Origin of the sequence: Tolypothrix campylonemoides VB511288_2 (assembly GCF_045999855.1) — a bacterium.
GTDB lineage: Bacteria > Cyanobacteriota > Cyanobacteriia > Cyanobacteriales > Nostocaceae > Scytonema > Scytonema bouteillei_A.
Window position 1 is genome coordinate 241,070 of the sequence record NZ_JBFPMW010000009.1, and the last position, 19,087, is coordinate 260,156.

Below are 19,087 nucleotides of genomic sequence, written 5' to 3' on the forward strand. Positions count from 1 at the left end.
TTTTATACAAAAGAAATCAAATCGTATGTTTGGGGACTTAAACAAGCTTTGGGTAAATTAGAAGAACTTTCTTTGTGAGATGCAAAATTTCAGCATAGCTGCCTTACTGACAGGCTGTTAAAAAGAACATAAACTTATGCTACCTCAATCCCCATCTTTAGCTTCCAAAGTTGATATTCTTATTGTTGACGATGAACCAACCAACTTACGAGTTTTATCTACAATTGTGCGATCGTATGGGTATCAAGTTAGACAAGCTATTAGCGGTATGGTTGCCCTGAGAGCAGTAGGCATACAGCGACCGGATCTGATTCTTCTTGATATTATGATGCCAGAAATGGATGGGTATCAGGTTTGCGAGCAGTTGAAATTAAATGCCGAGACTAGTGATATTCCCGTCATTTTTCTAAGTTCCTTAGTATCGGGAATGGATAAGGCAAAAGCATTTCAATTGGGAGGAGCAGACTATATCACCAAACCATTTCAAGTCGAAGAAGTTTTAGCAAGAATAGATTATCAACTAACACTTCGGACTCTACAAGTTCAGCTTCAGCAGAAAAACGAGCAACTCAGAGAGCAAAATGACCAACTCAGACAAGAAATAAAAATTCGCGAGCAAACGGAAGTAGAACTCCGATGTTCGCAAGCACAATTACAAGCCAGAACTCAGCAACTCCAGCAAGCTTTAGATGAACTGAAGTTAGCTCAAACAAAGCTTGTCCAAAGTGAAAAAATGTCTAGCTTGGGGCAAATAGCTGCAGGGATAGCTCACGAAATCAACAATCCTATCAGTTTTATCTATGGCAATCTAGATTACGCTTCTGAGTATACGGAAGTGCTAATAAATATTATCAAATTATACAGTAAGTATTATCCTCAGCCACATCCAGAAATTTTAAAGACAATACAAGTTTGCGAACTCGATTTTGTGCTTAAAGATTTTCCCAAGGTACTTGAGTCGATGCAAGTAGGAGCAGAAAGAATTCGAGATATTGTCTTGTCAATGCGTTATTTTTCAGGTTATGACCAGGCTTATACTCAGCAAGGCGATCTTCACAAATGTTTAGATAGTACACTCGTCATCCTACAAAGCCGTCTCAAAGAACAACCCAACCGAGTCGCAATTGAAGTGAAGAAAGAATATGGCAAAATTCCTCCAGCCAATTGTTACCCAGGACAATTAAATCAGGTTTTTATGAATCTTTTCAGCAATGCGATTGATGCTATAGAAGAGAAGTCAAGAATTTGGGAAGAACCTTTTCAGCCTGCCATAAAAATTTGTACCCAGTTAAGCAATTCTTATCAAGAATCTCAAGACAGAGATAAAAAATGGGTTGAAATTCGGATTGCTGATAATGGAATCGGTATTGCACCTCACATTCAAAGTTCCATATTCGATCCCTTTTTTACCACAAAGCCTGTAGGAAAAGGAACAGGGCTGGGATTATCTATCAGTTACTCTATAATCGTAGAGCAACATGGCGGTCAATTGCAGTGTAACTCGCAAATAGGACAAGGAACAGAAATAGTCATACGCCTTCCTGTAGAAGTCCCGCAAGCAGTAAAATCTGGGTATCATTAACTAGATATGATGCCGCAAAGAGGATCTCACCGTTGCCGTTGGAAGGTGTTGAGAGGAATTGCGAGTGCTTCCTAGAATTCTGCCATAGGTGTTATTTTCTATGTTCCCGATTTCTGCCCGTTGGATTCAAGATTTTGAAAAGCATTTATACCGTCGCCAACACTTTATTCTTTACGGTAACATTCACGATCAATTTCTCTGGCAGGGTAGTTATCAGAACATGGAGGTCTTCCTCAATAACTATTTCCTCAAGCAGGGCTTCGATCTGATTGTTCGTTACGATCCGATAGATGGTCTGACTTTTCCTCAACCAGAGATGCGCCCCATATTTGAGGAATTGGCGCGACAACGACTCGCAGAACAACAACTCGAACGCTTGGGACAGTCCGCCACTCCAAGTGCGATCGCAGATCCCATGCAGCCCCCATCTCGTGCTAATCCTGGAACGGTGGTACAACAACGGCTGACTAGCAGTTACCTGTCACCAGAAATTACTTTTAGTCATTTGCGGGCAGTTCTATCTCAACCAAAAACCTCAGTCGTGGCGATCGCGGATTTAGGGGATATGCTCACTACCGATCCAGAACGCCACTCAGCAGACGAACGCCATCTTTTGATGTTGCTCAAAAAATGCACGTTGGAAGCATCGGTCATTGCTGAAGGTAATCTCACTGGCTATCGCAACACTCTCATTCTCCTAGCCAGTGACCTCAGACGAGTACCACCTTGGTTCTATACTGGCAATCCTTTTGTAGCTTTAGTTCAAGTGACCCGTCCCAATAAAGAAGAACGCCAGCAGTTTATCTTGCGCTTTGGACAACAGGGATTTTACGGCGGACATCTGTTAAATGCTCAACGTCCCAGTTTGCAACAACCTTCAGACCTAGAACTTGCTGCAGAGGAATTTGCTGCCTTAACTGAAGATTATCAAACGATGGATCTAGAAGCTATCCGTCACACCTCTTGGCGAGAACGTATACCACTCAATGCCAAAACCGTGTTGCGCCTGGTAGACTTTTATAAATTTGGACAACGCGATGAACCATTTGAGCAAATCAGTGCTGATAAAATTGCTTATGCCAGAGAAGAACTGTGCAAATTTGTGATCGGTCAACCCCGTGCGGTAGAAGCTGTTACCAATCTCCTAACTAGCGCAAAAGTAGGCATCAGTTTGAGTAATGTCAGCGGTCGCAATAACAAACCAAAAGGAATTTTCTTTTTTGTGGGTCCTACAGGTGTGGGTAAAACTGAGTTAGCCAAATCACTAACACGGCTGATTTTTGGAGATGAGCAAGCATTCGCCCGCTTTGATATGAGCGAGTACAAAGAAGAACACGCAGCAGAGAAGTTAACAGGCGCACCTCCTGGTTTCATAGGTCATGAAGAAGGAGGACAACTGACCAACCGGATTTTACAGCGTCCTTACAGCATTTTGCTGTTTGATGAAATCGAAAAAGCTCATCCCAGAGTTTTAGATAAATTTCTCCAAATTCTAGAAGATGGTCGCCTTACAGATGACAAAGGACAGACAGTTTATTTCAATCAAACTGTAATTATATTTACTAGTAATATTGGCGCTTCTGACCTAACAGACCCACACACCGGAACGATTATTCGTAACGGTATCATGACTGAGGTACAACGCCAAGGTGTCGATTCCTTCACCTATGCTCAGGTAGAAGCTCATTTTCGTGCTGAAGTTCATTGGCACTTTACCAGTCGCATTGGTCGTGCTGAATTGTTGAACCGTTTGGGCGACAGTATCGTCGTGTTTGATTTGCTACGTCCGGAGTTTGTTTGGCAAATTGGGCAGAAGTTTCTCCGGCTGCTAGCAGAATCTGCTTGGGATAAATATCAGTTGCAGGTACTGTTTCAACCGATAGTCTTAGAAGTATTGAACGTGTATATGCAACAAGATGACAATTTGCTATTTGGCGGACGGCGAATTAAAACCTTACTGGAAACTTTGGTTGAGCGTCCGCTTAATCGCTGGATCTTTGAGAATTACTCCGATTTAAATTCCTTGGCAGGAAAACGGTTAATTGTGAGCCTGGAACACAACGGTGCGTTATCGGTGATGGAAGCAGTTTTCACGGTCTAGAACCGCGATAAGCCATAGCTCTCTCACCTCTTATCTGGTGCGTACTCTGCGTCTCGCGGTTAAATAGAGTACTCGCTCGCTGCTTGCTGGGCACAAAATCCACCGTGTCCAGATCCCCGAGTGCTTTGAGAAGTCGGGGATCTAAACTTCTTACGAATGATTTAGGATTGCTATATAAAATCTACCTTTTTGCAGTTTTTGAAAAATTAAACTTAAACTAATAAACTACATTTTGCGTGCTAATTTTATGTATTTTGGTAGAAGATGTGATGTGATGTAAATCAGCCCAAAGCATAAACCATATTTCAATAGAAATTGTTAGATTAAATTCAAAGGTTTTACCAATTTGAAAAAAGAATGCAACGCACAGATTTTGTAAGAGTGCAACGTAAAGCACCCTTACGCAATAATGTTGTGCAAATGTAACTGTAAAAATTAATTCTCCAAACTTTTAAGCAGTTCTTATAACTGGTAAAAACCTTAGAAGAGAAAACACAAATCTGAAAAATCAAAGCATTCAATTCTGAAAATTTCTCTTCCCTAACCTCCAACTCCTAACCCCCACTCTCTATTTTTAAGATAACTATGCAGTTCCAAACTCGACCTATTAGTGTTATACCTCGTGTCGGTGGTGTTCGCCCCAGTCATGTCCCCAAAAGGAGCAATACCCGTAGCGAATCTCGTTTACGTAACCAACAACCGCCTAGATATACTCTTAGTGAATCGAGTTCTACAGTTTCAGCAAATGCATCTTTGAAAGATGTGGGTGGGCTTAAGGAAGTTCTTCAAGAACTGAAAGAATTGATTGCCATCCCTTTAAAACGTCCCGATCTCCTTGCTCAAATTGGTTTAGAACCCACACGGGGCGTTTTGTTAGTTGGACCACCTGGGACTGGTAAAACTTTAACAGCCCGCGCCTTGGCGAAAGAATTAGGAGTTAACTGCATTGCTGTAGTCGGACCAGAAGTTATCGGTAAATATTACGGTGAAGCAGAACAAAGACTGCGGGGTATTTTTGAACAAGCTGCTAAGAAGGCTCCTTGCATAGTCTTTATTGATGAAATTGACAGCCTTGCTCCAGACCGCAGCAAGGTAGAAGGGGAAGTAGAAAAACGTCTGGTTGCACAGCTTTTGAGCCTCATGGATGGCTTTGCTCAAACAAAAGGCGTCATTGTGTTGGCTGCTACTAATCGCCCCAATCACCTCGATCCAGCCTTGCGCCGTCCTGGAAGATTTGACCGGGAAGTGCTGTTTCGCGTGCCAAACCAACAAGGGCGTTTGGAAATCTTACAGATATTAACTCGCTCAATGCCTCTAGATGAGACAGTAGATTTAGAGACGATCGCAGATCTAACTGTGGGATTTGTGGGTGCAGACTTGAAAGCTATCTGTCAGAAAGCTGCTTACAGTGCTTTACGCCGTCAAGTTCCTTCAATAGCAGACCCAATTCCCGAACAGTTGACCGTACATCAGTCAGATTTTTTACAAGCATTCCAAGAAATTAAACCTGCTGTTTTACGTGCGGTTGAAGTTGAATCCCCGAATGTCACTTGGGAAGCCATTGGGGGGTTGGAGGAAATTAAACAAACCTTGAGGGAGTCTGTAGAAGGTGCATTGTTACATCCAGAACTTTATCTGCAAACAAAAGCCCGACCCCCCAAAGGGATTTTATTATGGGGACCGCCAGGAACAGGTAAAACCATGTTGGCTAAAGCTGTTGCTTCCCAAGCCAGAGCTAATTTTATCTGTGTCAATGGGCCAGAATTATTGAGTAAGTGGGTAGGTGCTAGCGAACAAGCAGTGCGAGAACTGTTTGCCAAAGCAAGACAAGCCGCTCCCTGTGTTGTCTTTATTGATGAAATTGATACTTTAGCACCAACAAGAGGGCGTTATAACGGTGATTCAGGAGTGAGCGATCGCGTTGTTGGACAATTGCTAACAGAGTTAGACGGTTTACAGGCAAGTTCTACCATTCTGGTGATTGCTGCTACCAATCGTCCCGATGCTTTAGATCCCGCTTTGTTAAGGGCTGGACGGTTAGATTTACAGTTAAAAGTAGATTTACCCAATTTGGAGAGTCGTTGGGCAATTTTGCAAGTTTACAATCAAGAACGTCCCTTGCAAAATGTAAATTTAGCTTACTGGGCGGCAGTCACTGAGGGTTGGAACGGGGCAGATTTGGCATTGCTCGGCGATCGCGCTGCTGTGGAAGCCATCCGTCGCTATCGTTCTCAAGGAATGATGGCTCCAGGGGCAATTCAAATCACAAATGAAGATTTTAATTACGCTCACCAAGTTTTGAGCCAACAGCGTCGAGTATAAAAACATACCTTTTATTCAGAACGTACCACACGAAACCCAAGACTGGAATAGCGGAAACTGGCATCATAACAAAAACGATAGACGCAGCGGCAATCATCTGCCAAGCTGTACCAGGAACCGCCTCTCACTGAATGCTTCGTTGGGTGTCCGCCTTGTACCCAAGCACTACCATCAGTGGGCGCTCCATTATAGTTTTCATGCCAGTGGTCTTGGCACCACTCCCAGACTAAGCCGTGCATATCCTGTAAACCCCAGGCATTTGGTTTCTTTTGTCCGACAAGTTGGGTTTGCTGGCGGGAGTTCCAGGTGTACCAGGCGTAGTCCCGTAATGGTTGTTTGCTATTGCCGAAACTGTAAAGCGTTTGCGTACCAGCACGACAAGCATATTCCCATTCAGCTTCCGTGGGGAGGCGATAGGATTTATTTGTGAGTTCTCCAAGGCGATCGCAAAATTCTTGTGCCTGCCACCATGATATGCTTTCCACCGGACGCAGCAGGCTACTGAAATGAGAAGGATTAGTCTGCATGACTGCCTGCCATTGCTCCTGGGTAATCGGAGTTTTGCTCATGTAAAAGGCAGGTACATTCACCCGATGCTGGGGCATTTCTGGACGCAACCACTTGATGACTTCTGAGCGTTTAAACCAAGTTTCCAGTTTTAAAACCTGCTCGATGTCTTCCGTTGCAGTTCCCATGAAAAAACTGCCGCCAGGAATGGCGATCGTATCCAGCATAGAACCACCAGGAAGACGTTCTTGGTAGTTAGAGTTTCGGTTGGCTTGGATGATAGCTTGTTTCTGCTCTTGAGTTGCTGGAGTCAACTGCTGGTATGGCTCTTTTGCTTGCATTTGAATATTTGCCACCGGAATTGTAGCGCATCCAGTCGCACCGGCTTCTGTAGGGATAATTTTACGAAAGCTAGGGGAAAGAGGCAACAGAACTGTAACTCTACCTAAATCTGCAGTTGGATCGAGACTTGCAAGCACTTGAGTTGCCGTCCAACGTTGTGTATAATCTTTAACCAAACAACCTTTGACGATCGTCGCAAAGGGAGTTGGGAGTTCTGGAAGTGCTGGTTCTTCGTGTATGATTCGCTGCATCAACTCACCAGAGTTGTTGCTGGCAAAGGGATGTACACCTGTCAGTATTTCGGCGATGACGGTTCCCAGAGACCACAAATCCCACGCAAAAGAAATCTTGCCTTTGTATGATTCTGGAGGTGCATAAGCGATAGTACCCACCTGATTGGTAGGAGAGGTATCGCTGCCATTGCGATTTTCTAAGAGTCGGGAAATACCGAAATCTGTCAACTTCCACTGTCCATCGACTTGCATGATGTTAGCAGGTTTTAGGTCGCGATGAACGATGCCTTTGTTATGTAAATACTGCAACGATCCTGCTAAATTTTTGACAATTGCTTTAACTTCTGAAAGCGGTAAACTACCCTGTTGTAACCGCTTTGTTAATGAATTTTGGGCTAATTCCATCACTAAACCAAGACACTCAATTCCTTTGAGCCATCCTTGTTCGGGGCTGAATCCCTCCAAAAGTCCGGGATGTTTTAGGGAAATAGCAGTTTGTAACTCGGCAATCTGACGTTGCTGCTCGCCCTCATTTGAGAAAATTTTAATGGCAACTTCCCGAATAACGCGATCGGCAATGACTTCATCTGCTAAAAATACAGCCCCAAATGCTCCCGCACCCAACAGCTTTTTCAGGCGATACTTGGGAGTAAACCACTCATCTTCAAACATTTGCCACAACTGATTGGGATGCATGGTTTACTTCCTTTCAAGTAAGTCGGTATAAATTATGTTAAATGGCTGAGGTTGTTCTTTGTCATTAGTTGAGTGTAAATTTTACACCTATTGTTACATTTATTAATATATTGCTTGTATTTCTGCCGATCGAATCGAGTAGGGCTTTTGCTTATACTCACCTGTACTTAGGCAGTGTAGGTACCTCACTTTGCCCTAAATTGGTTGTATTGCTGCTACCATTATCAGTATCAGGAGTTGTCCCCCATACATAATTTTTGATAGCTGCTACGTATGCCACGCGTTGCTGTCGCTGTTCGAGCCAGACTTCGTCGAGGTGCGATCGCGTCTCTAAAAGAAAGTTTGCAACCATCTGTCGCCGTTCTAGCACTTCTTGTTGACGTTGCGATCGCGCAGCATTCCATTGTTCTCTGAGAGACATAGGTCTGTATTGTAATGTATGAGTCACCAAGTACAATACATTATTATCTCAAATATTTGAGAGTATGAAACGTATCTCGGCTCAATCTCTACAATACTGAGTCAAAAATCTGTTGAGCGGTTAAGTTTAACTGCGGAAACGCAGGCGATACGATCCGGTCTGTTCCTTTAAATGGTGTCATTTCATATTCCCCGTCAATTAATTCGCACACAAAAATAGTAGGGACTTTGGGATTGCCGATAAATTTACGTCCGCCTAATGCAGCATAGTCCACAATCCAGTATTCTGGAATCCCCATACCTTCATAGTCACGAAGTTTATCGTAGTAGTCATCTTGCCAATTGCTACTAACTACTTCAACTATTAGTTTGACTGAAGTCGCGTTTTGAATAATTGATTCAGTTTCCCAACGTGTCTCAGTATCGATAGTTTCTTGATTCAAAATAATGATGTCCGGTTCGTACCCAGACTTATCGCGCTGAGGTTTAATAATAGATTCTCTAGGGATAAACCAAATATCAGTTTTCCCAATCTCACTAATGGTTGTCAATAACTTTCCAACAAGCGAACCCGTTAATTTTGAATGCTTCCCTTTAGGCTTAGGCATCTCGACAATTACACCATCATGCAATTCGTAACGTAATACTGAGTTTTCAGGATACCATTCGATAAACTCATCAAAAGTGTATATTTTTGGTTCGGTTTGTGCTTGTGTTTGGGTTTGAGTCATGGCGAAGTCTCAAAAAGTTGGAGGGAGAAGAGTTTTACCAGAAGAAAAGCAGAGGGCGCGAGGCTTGTGCCAGAAAGACAGCAAATTTTTTTTATTTTATTGTGCTACTCCTTCCCCTTACTAAATACTCCGACTGCGCGATCGCTTCTCACTTGATAGGACACCAGGTTTTGGGACAAGTGAAGGTAGATGAAAAGTTAAACGAAATTACAGCTATGTTTATGGTAAGCTCCTTTTCCAGAATAATTCATTTGTGTTACGGTGAGAGAAATTGATTCCAAAATTTGATGAAAATGGGAATTTACCCCCTGGTGTGCATTTTTGCGAATGGGAGGAGTTTCAAGAAAAATTTGCGACCAACTTGACTCGACAGCGGATGATAAGGGGTTTAGAACTGGCAATGACTCAATTACAAGAAGCAGGTTGTAGAATCATTTATATAGATGGTAGTTTCGTCACTAGCAAACCCACACCAGGTGATTTTGATGCTTGTTGGGAAGACGATGGAGTTGATATAAATTATCTGGAATCGATTGCTCCCACTTTATACAATTTTGCGCTGCGACGTGCCGAACAAAAAAGTCGGTATAAGGGGGAGATTTTTCCTGCAAGTTACCCAGCGAATGAAACTGGTACAGTATACATAGATTTTTTTCAATTTGATACAAGAACGAATACACCCAAGGGAATTATTGCTATTGATTTGGTCAGGTGGAAACCATGATGATAAAAAACGAGCAACAATATCAAAATGCGAAAGAATGGTTGCGGAAATTTGAGCAGTCTGTGGTAGAATTTGAGAGTAATGAAGAGTTGAAAGCAGACCCCAAACGTTGGAAATTACATAGAGATTCTTATCAGAGCCAAGTTGACGAATTAAAGGAAGAAGTTGCTGAATATGAAAGGCTTATTAATTGCGATCCGGACAAGTCAATAACGGTAAAAGTTGAAAGTTTAAATAAGTTACCGAATGTTTTAATCAAAGCTCGAATAGCTGCAAAAATGAATACTTCCCAATTAGCGGAAATTTTAGGAATTGACGAAGAAAGGGTTAAGGAATACGAGGATACAGATTATCAATGCGCTAGTTTTATAGAGATTTTAGAAGTTGCCACAGCTTTGGGTGTGGAATTAGAAAATGCTGTTGTCAAAATAGATTTTGAGGAAATAGAAGAAGTTAAGCAAACTGCAAAGAAATGGCGAAAATCAGCCAGAAGTATCGAAAGTAAGGCTTTTTGACACTCCCACACCTCCGCTTCGCCTTCATGTGTGGGATGCTTCTTTCATCCAGCCAATTTACTTAGCTTAAACAAAAAGAAGCCCCACATCTGACCCGTTCGCGGAAGCGTGCCGTTAGGCATAGGGCAGTGTGGGATGAATTTCTTAAAGCCAAGAGCCTCCTAAGCAGTAGCCGGATTGTCTTGGAAGCCTACACTTACTGCGAAGCAGAAGTGTAGGAGATGTCACAGGAGTTTAATTGCCAGGGAGTGGGTAACCTATTGTAGTGGCGCAAGGGATTGCGCCACTACAGAGGTAAAATCTTTTTCGGAAATCGCCTAAATACTCCGACTGCGCGATCGCTTTTCACTTGGCAATTTTTCAGCTTTACGAAGGTTGCGATTGGGGTTTTTCCCTTGCCATAATACTTCACCCATCCTGACACCAAATTTGTCTTCTAAAACATCATGCATTTCGGTGAGCATTTGTTCGGCTTCATCGCAGACCGCAGAGGTATTCCCATCTACAGCAGTAACGCTGTGCTTGACATAACCATCTACGTCATAAAACACCTGTCCGGCAATGGGGACACTGACGCTAATTGCTTTACCTGTATTGGTGGTAGCTCCTAAAATGATAGATGTGGCGGGGTGGTTTGGATGCTCGGGTTGATGAAAGGTAATGCTGAAACCCATTTCTTGTAAGGTTTGAGAAATACTATCGGCAATATAATCTCGCTTCTCTGCTTGTAGTTGTGCTGTACTGGCAGTTTCGACAATTGTTTGCGAACGCTGGCTAAGTTCCGTTAATTGGGAAATCACTTGTTTGGTTTGACCGTGAGAAATGGCTTGTTGGATTGCATTGATTTGGGTTTCTATTTCTGCTACTGCTCCTGCTTGCCACTGCATGACAACTGGGTCAGCTTTCAAACCCGTAACCGTGATTTTAAGTTCTGCGAGCTGTCGGTTAGTTTGTGTTTGTAAGTGGCGGGAATCTGTCTGACCTTGAACAATTTGACGCAGGTGTTTTTGAACAAGTGCTGTTGCTTCTGCTAGAGGTCGGCGTACTTTAGCTGGATCTCCTGCAGAAATTGCTTGTCGTACATTTTGAAAGACTTGCTGTAATTGCTGCCGACCTGCTGCATCAAATTTTAGGGCTTGGGCTTCTGGAGTTTGAGCGACTCGCCGTTCTAGTTCTTCTAATTCAAACTGTTGTCGCTCAATATCAACCTGCCGTTGTTTTTCTGCTTCATCTCGGCGTTTGCGCTGCAGTGCAAGATGCATAGCCTGTTCGATTTTAATGAGTTCTTCTGAAATGGCTAGCAGTTGAATTTCTGAATCTGCCCGTGCGATCGCTTCAAGTTGATTCTGACAGCGATATTGCAATACCACTGCTTCTTGAACATAAATGTTTGTCCACTGCGAATTTACGTCTGACAGCAACCTCTGTACGCGAATTTGAGTTTGGCAACGGGATTCTTCTAGTTGCCGAAGTCGTTCCCGTTCTTCTGCTTCTTGTCGTCTTTGTGCTTCTATTGCTGCCCGACGCTGACGTTCCGCTTCTAAAATTTTTTGCTTCCACTGGGCAATTTCTGCTTCTGAAAACTTGGGACTGCCACTCATAATAATTCGTAATTTCTAAGTCGTAATTTTTAGTTGGAGAATGTAATTCCTCGGCTTTGCATTTTTGCTGCAAACTCATCTCGGAAGCCTTTACGAGCAGGAACGCCTGTAAAATAAAATGAGCCAGTGACATCAATGCCAAATTCTATTCCGGCTGAGCGATCGCCTTGTGCTAATTCTTGCATTAAAATCTGCTGATATCGTTCTGTCAGCGCCAACAATCTCTGGTTGCTAGACCCTCGCCAGAGTAAGTCACCGTGTAAAGACTCAATATAAGTTCCATCAACTAGCAAATCGATGCAAGCCAGTAATGATTTTTGAGCATCTGTTCCCTGCTGCTGGAGATGCTCCAAACGATATCCCGTGTAGCACGTTATACCCAGATTTTTAAATTTATGCACCCTAGCGATTAAATTGACTAAAGGGGCTGCTTGTAGCATTGGTTCCCCACCAGAGAGAGTGATTCCCTCAATATCTGGTTGTGATAAAATCCAGTCTGTTAATTCGGTTAGAGAAATTGATTCTCCCTTTGCTTTTTCCCACGATTCAGGAACTATACAACCCGGACAAGCAAACTCGCAGCCTTGTACCCAAATGACTGCTCTTTTGTATGGACCTAAGACTGTTACTGGAGATTGATAGCGGAAAATTTGTAAATTATTATACATAAAGGGATAAAATTAATTGATTGAACCACAACAGACGCATAGTACGCAGAGGTTAGATCTGAGGGAGCTATTAATTTCCTAAAATTTATATCTAAAGCTTTACAGAAGTGTAGTAATGTTACGTTCATTAATAATTAAAAGTATACATGAATTATGAAAACATTGGTTGACATTACTTAGTCCTCATGCTCTAAACCGTCTTTCTAGCAAAAATTGATAGGCAATTTCAAAATCAATGGCAAAAATGCGGGGGTCGATGATGTGAGTAAATCCTTGAAGGCGATAGCGACGAATAGCTTGCATGGTGGCTTGATTGCTCAGAAGTGCTAGTTCAGAACCGTTCCAACCTTCTGTGCGTACAGCCCAAGCTGCTAAGTTAAGATCGGCGGCTATTGGTCGATCGCGATTGTGAACTTGCAAGATTTCAAACCGACTGGTGACATCGGGTAAGTCTACCTTCAGTTGCAAGTCCAGACGACCTGCTCTTAATAAGGCTGGGTCAATGATGTCCGGTCTGTTTGTAGCAGCGATAATTATCACATTATTACAAGCTTGGATGCCATCCATTTCGGTTAGGAGTTGACCGACGACGCGATCGCTCACTCCAAAGTCTCCTTCGTTACCCCCTCTGACGGGAGCAATCACATCAATTTCATCAAGAAAAATGATACATGGTGATACCTGTCTGGCTCTGGTAAACAACTCTCGTACTGCTTGCTCGGATGCTCCCACCCACTTGCTGTGTAATTCCGGTCCGTTAACGGCAATAAAATTGGCTCTAGCTTGAGATGCTACTGCTTTAGCTAAAAGAGTCTTACCAGTTCCGGGCGGTCCCCAAAGTAAAATTCCACGGGGAGGTATTGCTCTTAACTGACGATAGAGTTCGGGATAAAGCAAAGCTCCTTCAACAGATTCCTGCAAGATAGCCTTGATACTCTCCAAACCACCAATTTGCTCCCAAGTGATATTGGGGGTTTCAATTGTTAGCGGACGGAGAATAGAAGGTTTAACTTCTTTTAAAGCTTGAAGAAAATCTTGCTGACTGATACTGAGATTCTCTGGTACGGGAGAGTCTAGAGGGGGATTGAAGCGGTGCAAGGCGTTGTAGGCTGACTTTTGACAAAGCGATCGCAAGTCTGCACCCACAAAGCCAATTGCTAAATCGGCGATGACTCCTAAATCTACAGACCCATCTAAAGGCATTGTACTCGTGTGAATCTGAAGAATTTCCCAGCGACCCTTGCGATCCGGAACGCGGAAATAAACTTCACGGTCAAATCTACCGGGACGACGCAGTGCGGGATCGACGCGATCGGGACAGTTGGTTGCTGCCAAAATGACTACACCATTGAGTTGAGCAAAGCCATCCATCAGACTGAGAAGTTGGGCAACAACGCGCTTTTCTACCTCCCCCTCGACTTTGGCTCGTTCCGGTGCTAGGCTATCAATTTCGTCGATAAAAATGAGGCAAGGAGCAGACAGGGTGGCTTTTTGGAAAATCTGCCGCAGTCGTAATTCTGCTTCGCCATAATATTTGCCAATAATCTCAGGACCAGCAATGGCAATGTAGTTGACACCAAGTTCTTCGGCTATGGCACGCACAGTCAAGGTTTTACCTGTTCCTGGCGGTCCGACTAACAACACACCCCGCGTTGGTTCTAATCCCAGTTTGGCTAACAAGTCTGGACGCTTCAGTGGTAGAGCAACCAAATCGTGCAGTTCTGCCAGCACTTCCCTTAAACCGCCAACGGCTTGCAATGATGCCTTGACGGCAGGTTCTGGGTGAGGGGTGGGAGGGGAAATTGGCGACAGAGATTTATGCCTGGGTGTTCTAGGAATCCGCATAGCTTTTACAGTGACCAGTGACCGGTGATGCTGGGAGGAGCAGTTTCACGGCAGACAAGACCGCACTGCCTCCCCAAGTTAGCTGTAAACAGCCATTTTCAGGTACATAGACCACAATTGTAGTAAATAAGTAGTTAGCGACCTCCCGATGCTCGGCTTTGTAGTTGTGCTAACACTTGTGCTGGTGAGAGACCTGTCATTGCAGGCAGTTGTAATAGTTGTGCTGGTGGGAGATTTGTTAGTGCAGATAGTTGGGCAAGTTGGGCTGGTGAAAGACCTGTCATGGCTGATAGTTGGCTGACTTGGGCTGGTGTCAGACCGGGTAAGGATACACCTCCAGGAAGTTGTTGCCCCATTCCTGGTATCTGTCCTGCACCTCCTGCCCCGACATGACCTTGATTGGCTATACTTAGTTGACTGATGAGTTGAGTAAGTTGGGTAACTAAGACAGTCAGTTGCTGTACTAATCCAGCTAATTGTTGCACTACAACTTCCGTAGATGCACCACCTGCGTGTCCTCCTTGTGCAGCACCACCGACTAGTCCACCAACTCCAGGTAGACCGGAAGCTATTCCACCAACTACAGGTAGACCGGAAGCTAGTCCACCGACTTGATTGAGTAATCCTCCGGCTAATCCGTCTTTGCCACCACCTTGACCTGTCAAACTATTGACTACTCCGCCAGCTACGGGTAGACCGGAAGCTAGCCCACCAACTTGATTGAGTAATCCTCCGGCTAATCCATCTTTGCCACCACCTTGACCTGTTAAACCTCCAGCCACTCCGCCAACTACTGGTAAACCTCCAGCCACTCCGCCGACTTGATTGAGTAATTCTCCTAACACTCCGCCTCCTAAATTTTGATGAGTTAAACCACCGACTAATTCCCCAACACTGGGGTCTTGACCAGCTACTCCGCCTACCAGTCCGGCGGCTTGTCCAACGAATCCCTCATTGTCACCTTCGTCTGTAACCTGACCTGCAACACTTGTTACCGGGCTGATGAATCCACTTTGTGCAGATTGTGACGATGATTGTTGGGAATCTGATAGGTTGCTTTCGGATTGTGACGAAGCACCAGTCAATCCCCCATATTGGGATGTAAGATTGGAAAGCGTTGGTTTATGGATTTGGAGTTGCAGATAATCGATTAAGTGTGCGGCATTTGTACCGTTTGATGTTGTAATTGAAATCGTATGCGATCCTTGGCAAATACTTGTTAGAGGGATTTGGCTTTGCTTGAGTTTGCCCTGGTCTGCTCCGGGCATCCTAGCAATGAGTTGTCCGTCTAAAAAGATATTGTCTTCTCCAGAACCGTAGCGATCGTAACATAAGACTAACTGTCCGTCAGTATAACTTTCTAGTAAAGAAAAGTGAATATTGAGTTGACTGGTTGAATTGGGGATTTGGTTGGCATTGGGTGGAACTATGCAAGAGGGTATTGTAGGACAGTTAAGGGGGTCGGGATCTGTACCTACTATATAGTTATATTCAATAGTCCATGGACCTGTAGGGGCTGGTATTCCAGCTTGACCTGGGGAGCCAATCTGCCAGAGAACAGTTTGGGGATCGGACATAGCAGTACTGATTGGGTCAGGTTGCTTGGATGTCAGAGGGTTTTCCCGAACTGGCAGTTGAGTTAGAGGTTGCTCAAAACTGAGTTGTGATTGAGGCGAAGGATTTGTGTTTTGTCCCTGTTGACCGGAGAAATTACCTGTCGTTTCTTGAAATAAATCCACACCTTGTCCCCATTGTCCGCCTTGCCCCCATTGCCCCCATTGTCCCCATTGTTCCCCCTGTCCGCCTTGCCCCCATTGCCCCCATTGTCCGCCTTGTCCCTCAGGTATGACCTCAGAAGTATTTTCCTGAATGGGTTCTGCTTGAACTTCTATTGACTGTTGGGCTGCAAGTGCCTGAATCTCTCTAGAAGTTAGGACGCGATCCCAGACATGAACTTCAGCAATTTTGCCACGGAAGAAACAGGGGCTTGCTCCCCACTGTTCTGTGGCACCTGCACCGACACGGGTAGGATTGCGATCGTTGGGTTGGTATTGCACGCCCATTTCTCGCGCCACTTCTCGCCCGTTGACAAAGAAAGCCATTGTTTGCGAGTTGCGATCGTAGGTTCCTGCGAGATGTGTCCAAGTACCTATTTTTGCTTGTGTACCGTTTAGTACTTGCCAGAAAGCTTTTGGTTCGCCATTGCCCAACCAAAATTGCCATTGCCGCGCAGGTGTGATGCAAAAAAGATACCCTTTGCGTCCTGCCAAAGGAGAGCCACCGACCGAGGTCATAATAGACTGATAACCTGAACCTCCCTGAACCATAACCCACATTTCTATAGTAAAACTGGGAGGGTTAAGTTCGGGAGCGTAAGGCATATCTAACTTGTCATCTACTCCATCAAATGTGGGAGCGTTGGGAAAAGAATCAATCGGAGGTGTTTGCTGCATAGTTTCTTGAGAGGGCATTGCCTGCTGTTTTGTTCTTTTAGCAGGAGGGATGACGCTCTGAAGAGGATAAGTGATTGATACACCTGCAGCTGCAATCCTCAGTTTTTCTATTGACAGCATCTGCTCCTCCCTGTCAGCACTGCCATTGTTTCAATAGCGATGCCATGGCAGATCGCCTGATGTTAGATTTTACTCTCAATTGGCTCGGTAAATAATTAAACTATGTTAAGTGACTTTTTACAGTTTGGTAATGAAACTTTGGTAAATTAAGAGTTCCAATAATTTTCTTGACGAAGTTTTACAGGTGTCCCTTTTTGCACAGATAACAGCAGACACCTGGGTTGCACTCAAAGGCGCACGTCCGGTTCACGTTGGGAGAGACCGGAGATAATAAAATTAATAGCAGATTGAAACCACCGTTTTCCCAATGTCCGTTAGAGCGCCAATCTATATCCGCTCGAATGTTGGGTTTCACTGAGTTCAATCCAACCTACAAGGTCTTTATGTTTACATAAGCTGCCTAGGAACGTTGTTCCGTTAAAATTTGATAAGCACAATCAAAGTCCTCTGGTGTAATGCGGATAGTATTGGGATCGGTCATTCCTTGAGAACGATAGCGGCGAATAGATTCTACCGCCGCTCTATCGCCTAGTAATGATAAGTCAGCACCATTCCAACCTTCTGTAATTTCTGCCCAGTAAGTTAAGTCTACATTCTGTAAAGGACGGTCTTGGTTGTGGACTTGCAAAATCGCCAAACGGCTTTCTTGATTTGGTAAGTCTACTTTTAACTGCAAATCCAAACGCCCAGACCTAACTAACGCGGGGTCGATCGCATCGGGACGATTGGTAGCAGCAATTAACAGGATGGTAGCACCTGTCTGCAAACCATCTAATTCTGTCAGCAATTGTCCCACAACGCGATCGCTCACTCCCGAATCGCCTGTATAACTTCCCCTAATTGGGGTCAAGGTGTCGATTTCGTCAATAAAGATAACGCACGGTGCTGCAAGTCTTGCTTTGGTAAATAATTCTCGCACTGCTTGTTCGCTTGCACCTACCCACTTATTGAGTAATTCCGGACCGTTGACGCAGATAAAATTTGCTCTAGCTTGAGAAGCAACGGCTTTTGCTAACAAAGTTTTGCCGGTTCCGGGTGGTCCCCAAAGTAAAATACCTTTGGGTGCTTTCGCTTTGGTTTTTAAATATAATTCTGGATGTAACAGTGCGCCTTCTACCGATTCCCTCAAGGTTTGTTTGATGTTCTCCAACCCGCCAATTTCTTCCCAGGAAATATTGGGAGATTCGACTTCCACCGCACGTAAAACAGCTGGTTTAATTTCTTTAATGGCTGCTAGGAAATCTAATTGATTCACCGTCATGGAATCGGGAATTTGCTCGTCTATAGAGGGGACATAACGGCGCAAAGCATTGTAAGCAGATTTTTGACATAAGGCTTTTAAATCCGCACCTACAAATCCGACACTCAGATCTGCGATCGCTTCTAAGTTTACTGTCTCATCTAGGGGCATCGAACGAGTTAATATTTGTAATATTTCCAGGCGTCCCTGACGGTCTGGTACTCGAAATTGGACTTCGCGATCGAATCTTCCGGGGCGGCGTAAAGCTGGGTCGAGATGTTCGGGACGGTTTGTTGCAGCTAGCACAATAACCCCTTTCGTTTGGGCAAAACCATCCATCAGACTGAGAAGTTGGGCGACTAAGCGTTTTTCTACTTCTCCTTCTACTTTGCTGCGGTCTGGGGCGAGGCTGTCAATTTCATCTATAAAAACTATACAAGGAGCATTTTTAGCAGCTTTTTCAAATAGCGATCGCAATCTTTGTTCTGCTTCACCGTAGTATTTGCCAATCACTTCCGGTCCTACTATGGCGATGTAGTTGACACCCAGTTCTTCTGCAAGAGCGCGGGCGGTGAGTGTTTTACCCGTACCGGGAGGACCGACTAAAAGAACACCGCGTGTAGGTTCTAGTCCGAGTTTGGCTAAAATTTCCGGACGTTTTAGAGGGAGGGCGATTAATTCTTTCAGTTCTTGGAGGACTTGTTCAAGTCCGCCTACATCTTTGAGGGAGTGATTTGTAGTGTTTTCCGTGGGTGTTACCGGGTCTGGTACAGGAGCAGAAGCGGGTGGTTGGGTGCGAATTCGACTGGTTCCTATATCGGTACGCGGAATACTACCAGCACGCGGAATATTGCTTAACGAACGAGTGCTAACTTGCACGTCAGCTTTGATTTCTCCGTTTTGAATTTTTTCTTCTATGGTTTTTGCTAGTTCTAATAAATCTTCAAAGCCTTTGAAAAAATTGCTCATAACTTATTGCAAGGCATA

The 19,087-nt window shown here is 44.2% G+C and carries 13 protein-coding genes; 5 read left to right on the forward strand and 8 right to left on the reverse strand.

What is annotated here, in order from left to right; all coding sequences use genetic code 11:
• The first annotated feature begins 136 nt into the window (after positions 1-136).
• The 3 genes from AB0756_RS25595 (at position 137) to AB0756_RS25605 (ending at position 6,005) form a co-directional block, all read left to right on the forward strand.
• Positions 137-1,582 carry a hybrid sensor histidine kinase/response regulator gene (locus AB0756_RS25595; protein WP_038082212.1) on the forward strand — a complete coding sequence of 482 codons (1,446 nt, stop codon included), beginning with the start codon at positions 137-139 and terminating at the stop codon, positions 1,580-1,582.
• A 100-nt stretch (positions 1,583-1,682) separates the two neighbouring features.
• Positions 1,683-3,683: an AAA family ATPase gene (locus tag AB0756_RS25600; RefSeq protein ID WP_038082213.1), complete on the forward strand. Its 2,001-nt coding sequence runs from the start codon at positions 1,683-1,685 to the stop codon at positions 3,681-3,683.
• Between the two features lie 585 nt (positions 3,684-4,268).
• Entirely contained in the window at positions 4,269-6,005 is a 1,737-nt protein-coding gene (locus AB0756_RS25605; RefSeq protein WP_082051878.1) for an AAA family ATPase, read from the forward strand.
• Between the two features lie 11 nt (positions 6,006-6,016).
• On the opposite strand, the gene AB0756_RS25610 is transcribed toward AB0756_RS25605, so the two are convergent.
• The 3 genes from AB0756_RS25610 to AB0756_RS25620 all read right to left on the reverse strand — a co-directional run bounded on the left by AB0756_RS25610 (position 6,017) and on the right by AB0756_RS25620 (position 8,934).
• Complete coding sequence (locus AB0756_RS25610; RefSeq protein ID WP_038082214.1) at positions 6,017-7,783, reverse strand: bifunctional serine/threonine-protein kinase/formylglycine-generating enzyme family protein; 1,767 nt, start codon at positions 7,781-7,783, stop codon at positions 6,017-6,019.
• A gap of 157 nt (positions 7,784-7,940) precedes the next feature.
• Positions 7,941-8,204 (reverse strand): hypothetical protein, encoded by a 264-nt coding sequence (locus AB0756_RS25615; protein WP_038082216.1) that lies wholly within the window; start codon positions 8,202-8,204, stop codon positions 7,941-7,943.
• 88 nt (positions 8,205-8,292) lie between these two features.
• The gene (locus AB0756_RS25620) at positions 8,293-8,934 is read right to left on the reverse strand and encodes a Uma2 family endonuclease (protein WP_038082217.1); all 642 of its coding nucleotides are present in this window, start codon (positions 8,932-8,934) and stop codon (positions 8,293-8,295) included.
• A gap of 271 nt (positions 8,935-9,205) precedes the next feature.
• Between AB0756_RS25620 and AB0756_RS25625 the strand changes: the two genes are divergently transcribed.
• A complete protein-coding gene (locus tag AB0756_RS25625) occupies positions 9,206-9,658 on the forward strand; it encodes a DUF6932 family protein (protein ID WP_038082222.1) in 453 nt (150 codons plus the stop codon).
• Positions 9,655-10,173, forward strand: a complete 519-nt coding sequence (locus AB0756_RS25630) for a DNA-binding protein (RefSeq protein ID WP_336604391.1) — start codon at positions 9,655-9,657, stop codon at positions 10,171-10,173. Before AB0756_RS25625 ends, AB0756_RS25630 begins: the two co-directional genes overlap by 4 nt.
• A gap of 317 nt (positions 10,174-10,490) precedes the next feature.
• Here AB0756_RS25630 and AB0756_RS25635 read toward each other — a convergent pair whose 3' ends face one another.
• From AB0756_RS25635 to AB0756_RS25655, 5 genes are all read right to left on the reverse strand, one after another.
• A complete protein-coding gene (locus tag AB0756_RS25635; protein WP_038082225.1) occupies positions 10,491-11,774 on the reverse strand; it encodes a hypothetical protein in 1,284 nt (427 codons plus the stop codon).
• A gap of 29 nt (positions 11,775-11,803) precedes the next feature.
• Complete coding sequence (locus AB0756_RS25640) at positions 11,804-12,442, reverse strand: 4Fe-4S single cluster domain-containing protein (RefSeq protein ID WP_038082226.1); 639 nt, start codon at positions 12,440-12,442, stop codon at positions 11,804-11,806.
• Positions 12,443-12,625: 183 nt separating this feature from the next.
• Positions 12,626-14,287 carry an AAA family ATPase gene (locus AB0756_RS25645; RefSeq protein WP_050046656.1) on the reverse strand — a complete coding sequence of 554 codons (1,662 nt, stop codon included), beginning with the start codon at positions 14,285-14,287 and terminating at the stop codon, positions 12,626-12,628.
• Positions 14,288-14,421: 134 nt separating this feature from the next.
• Entirely contained in the window at positions 14,422-16,860 is a 2,439-nt protein-coding gene (locus tag AB0756_RS25650; RefSeq protein WP_050046655.1) for a LamG domain-containing protein, read from the reverse strand.
• A gap of 400 nt (positions 16,861-17,260) precedes the next feature.
• Positions 17,261-19,069 (reverse strand): AAA family ATPase, encoded by a 1,809-nt coding sequence (locus AB0756_RS25655; RefSeq protein ID WP_038082229.1) that lies wholly within the window; start codon positions 19,067-19,069, stop codon positions 17,261-17,263.
• Positions 19,070-19,087: the final 18 nt, after the last annotated feature.

Coding starts and splice junctions, on each gene's coding strand:
- AB0756_RS25655 (WP_038082229.1), bottom strand. CDS start 19,069: ATGAGCAATTTTTTCAAAGGCTTTGAAGATTTATTAGAACTAGCAAAA.
- AB0756_RS25635 (WP_038082225.1), bottom strand. CDS start 11,774: ATGAGTGGCAGTCCCAAGTTTTCAGAAGCAGAAATTGCCCAGTGGAAG.
- AB0756_RS25650 (WP_050046655.1), bottom strand. CDS start 16,860: ATGCTGTCAATAGAAAAACTGAGGATTGCAGCTGCAGGTGTATCAATC.
- AB0756_RS25600 (WP_038082213.1), top strand. CDS start 1,683: ATGTTCCCGATTTCTGCCCGTTGGATTCAAGATTTTGAAAAGCATTTA.
- AB0756_RS25605 (WP_082051878.1), top strand. CDS start 4,269: ATGCAGTTCCAAACTCGACCTATTAGTGTTATACCTCGTGTCGGTGGT.
- AB0756_RS25615 (WP_038082216.1), bottom strand. CDS start 8,204: ATGTCTCTCAGAGAACAATGGAATGCTGCGCGATCGCAACGTCAACAA.
- AB0756_RS25610 (WP_038082214.1), bottom strand. CDS start 7,783: ATGCATCCCAATCAGTTGTGGCAAATGTTTGAAGATGAGTGGTTTACT.
- AB0756_RS25595 (WP_038082212.1), top strand. CDS start 137: ATGCTACCTCAATCCCCATCTTTAGCTTCCAAAGTTGATATTCTTATT.
- AB0756_RS25645 (WP_050046656.1), bottom strand. CDS start 14,287: ATGCGGATTCCTAGAACACCCAGGCATAAATCTCTGTCGCCAATTTCC.
- AB0756_RS25640 (WP_038082226.1), bottom strand. CDS start 12,442: ATGTATAATAATTTACAAATTTTCCGCTATCAATCTCCAGTAACAGTC.
- AB0756_RS25630 (WP_336604391.1), top strand. CDS start 9,655: ATGATGATAAAAAACGAGCAACAATATCAAAATGCGAAAGAATGGTTG.
- AB0756_RS25620 (WP_038082217.1), bottom strand. CDS start 8,934: ATGACTCAAACCCAAACACAAGCACAAACCGAACCAAAAATATACACT.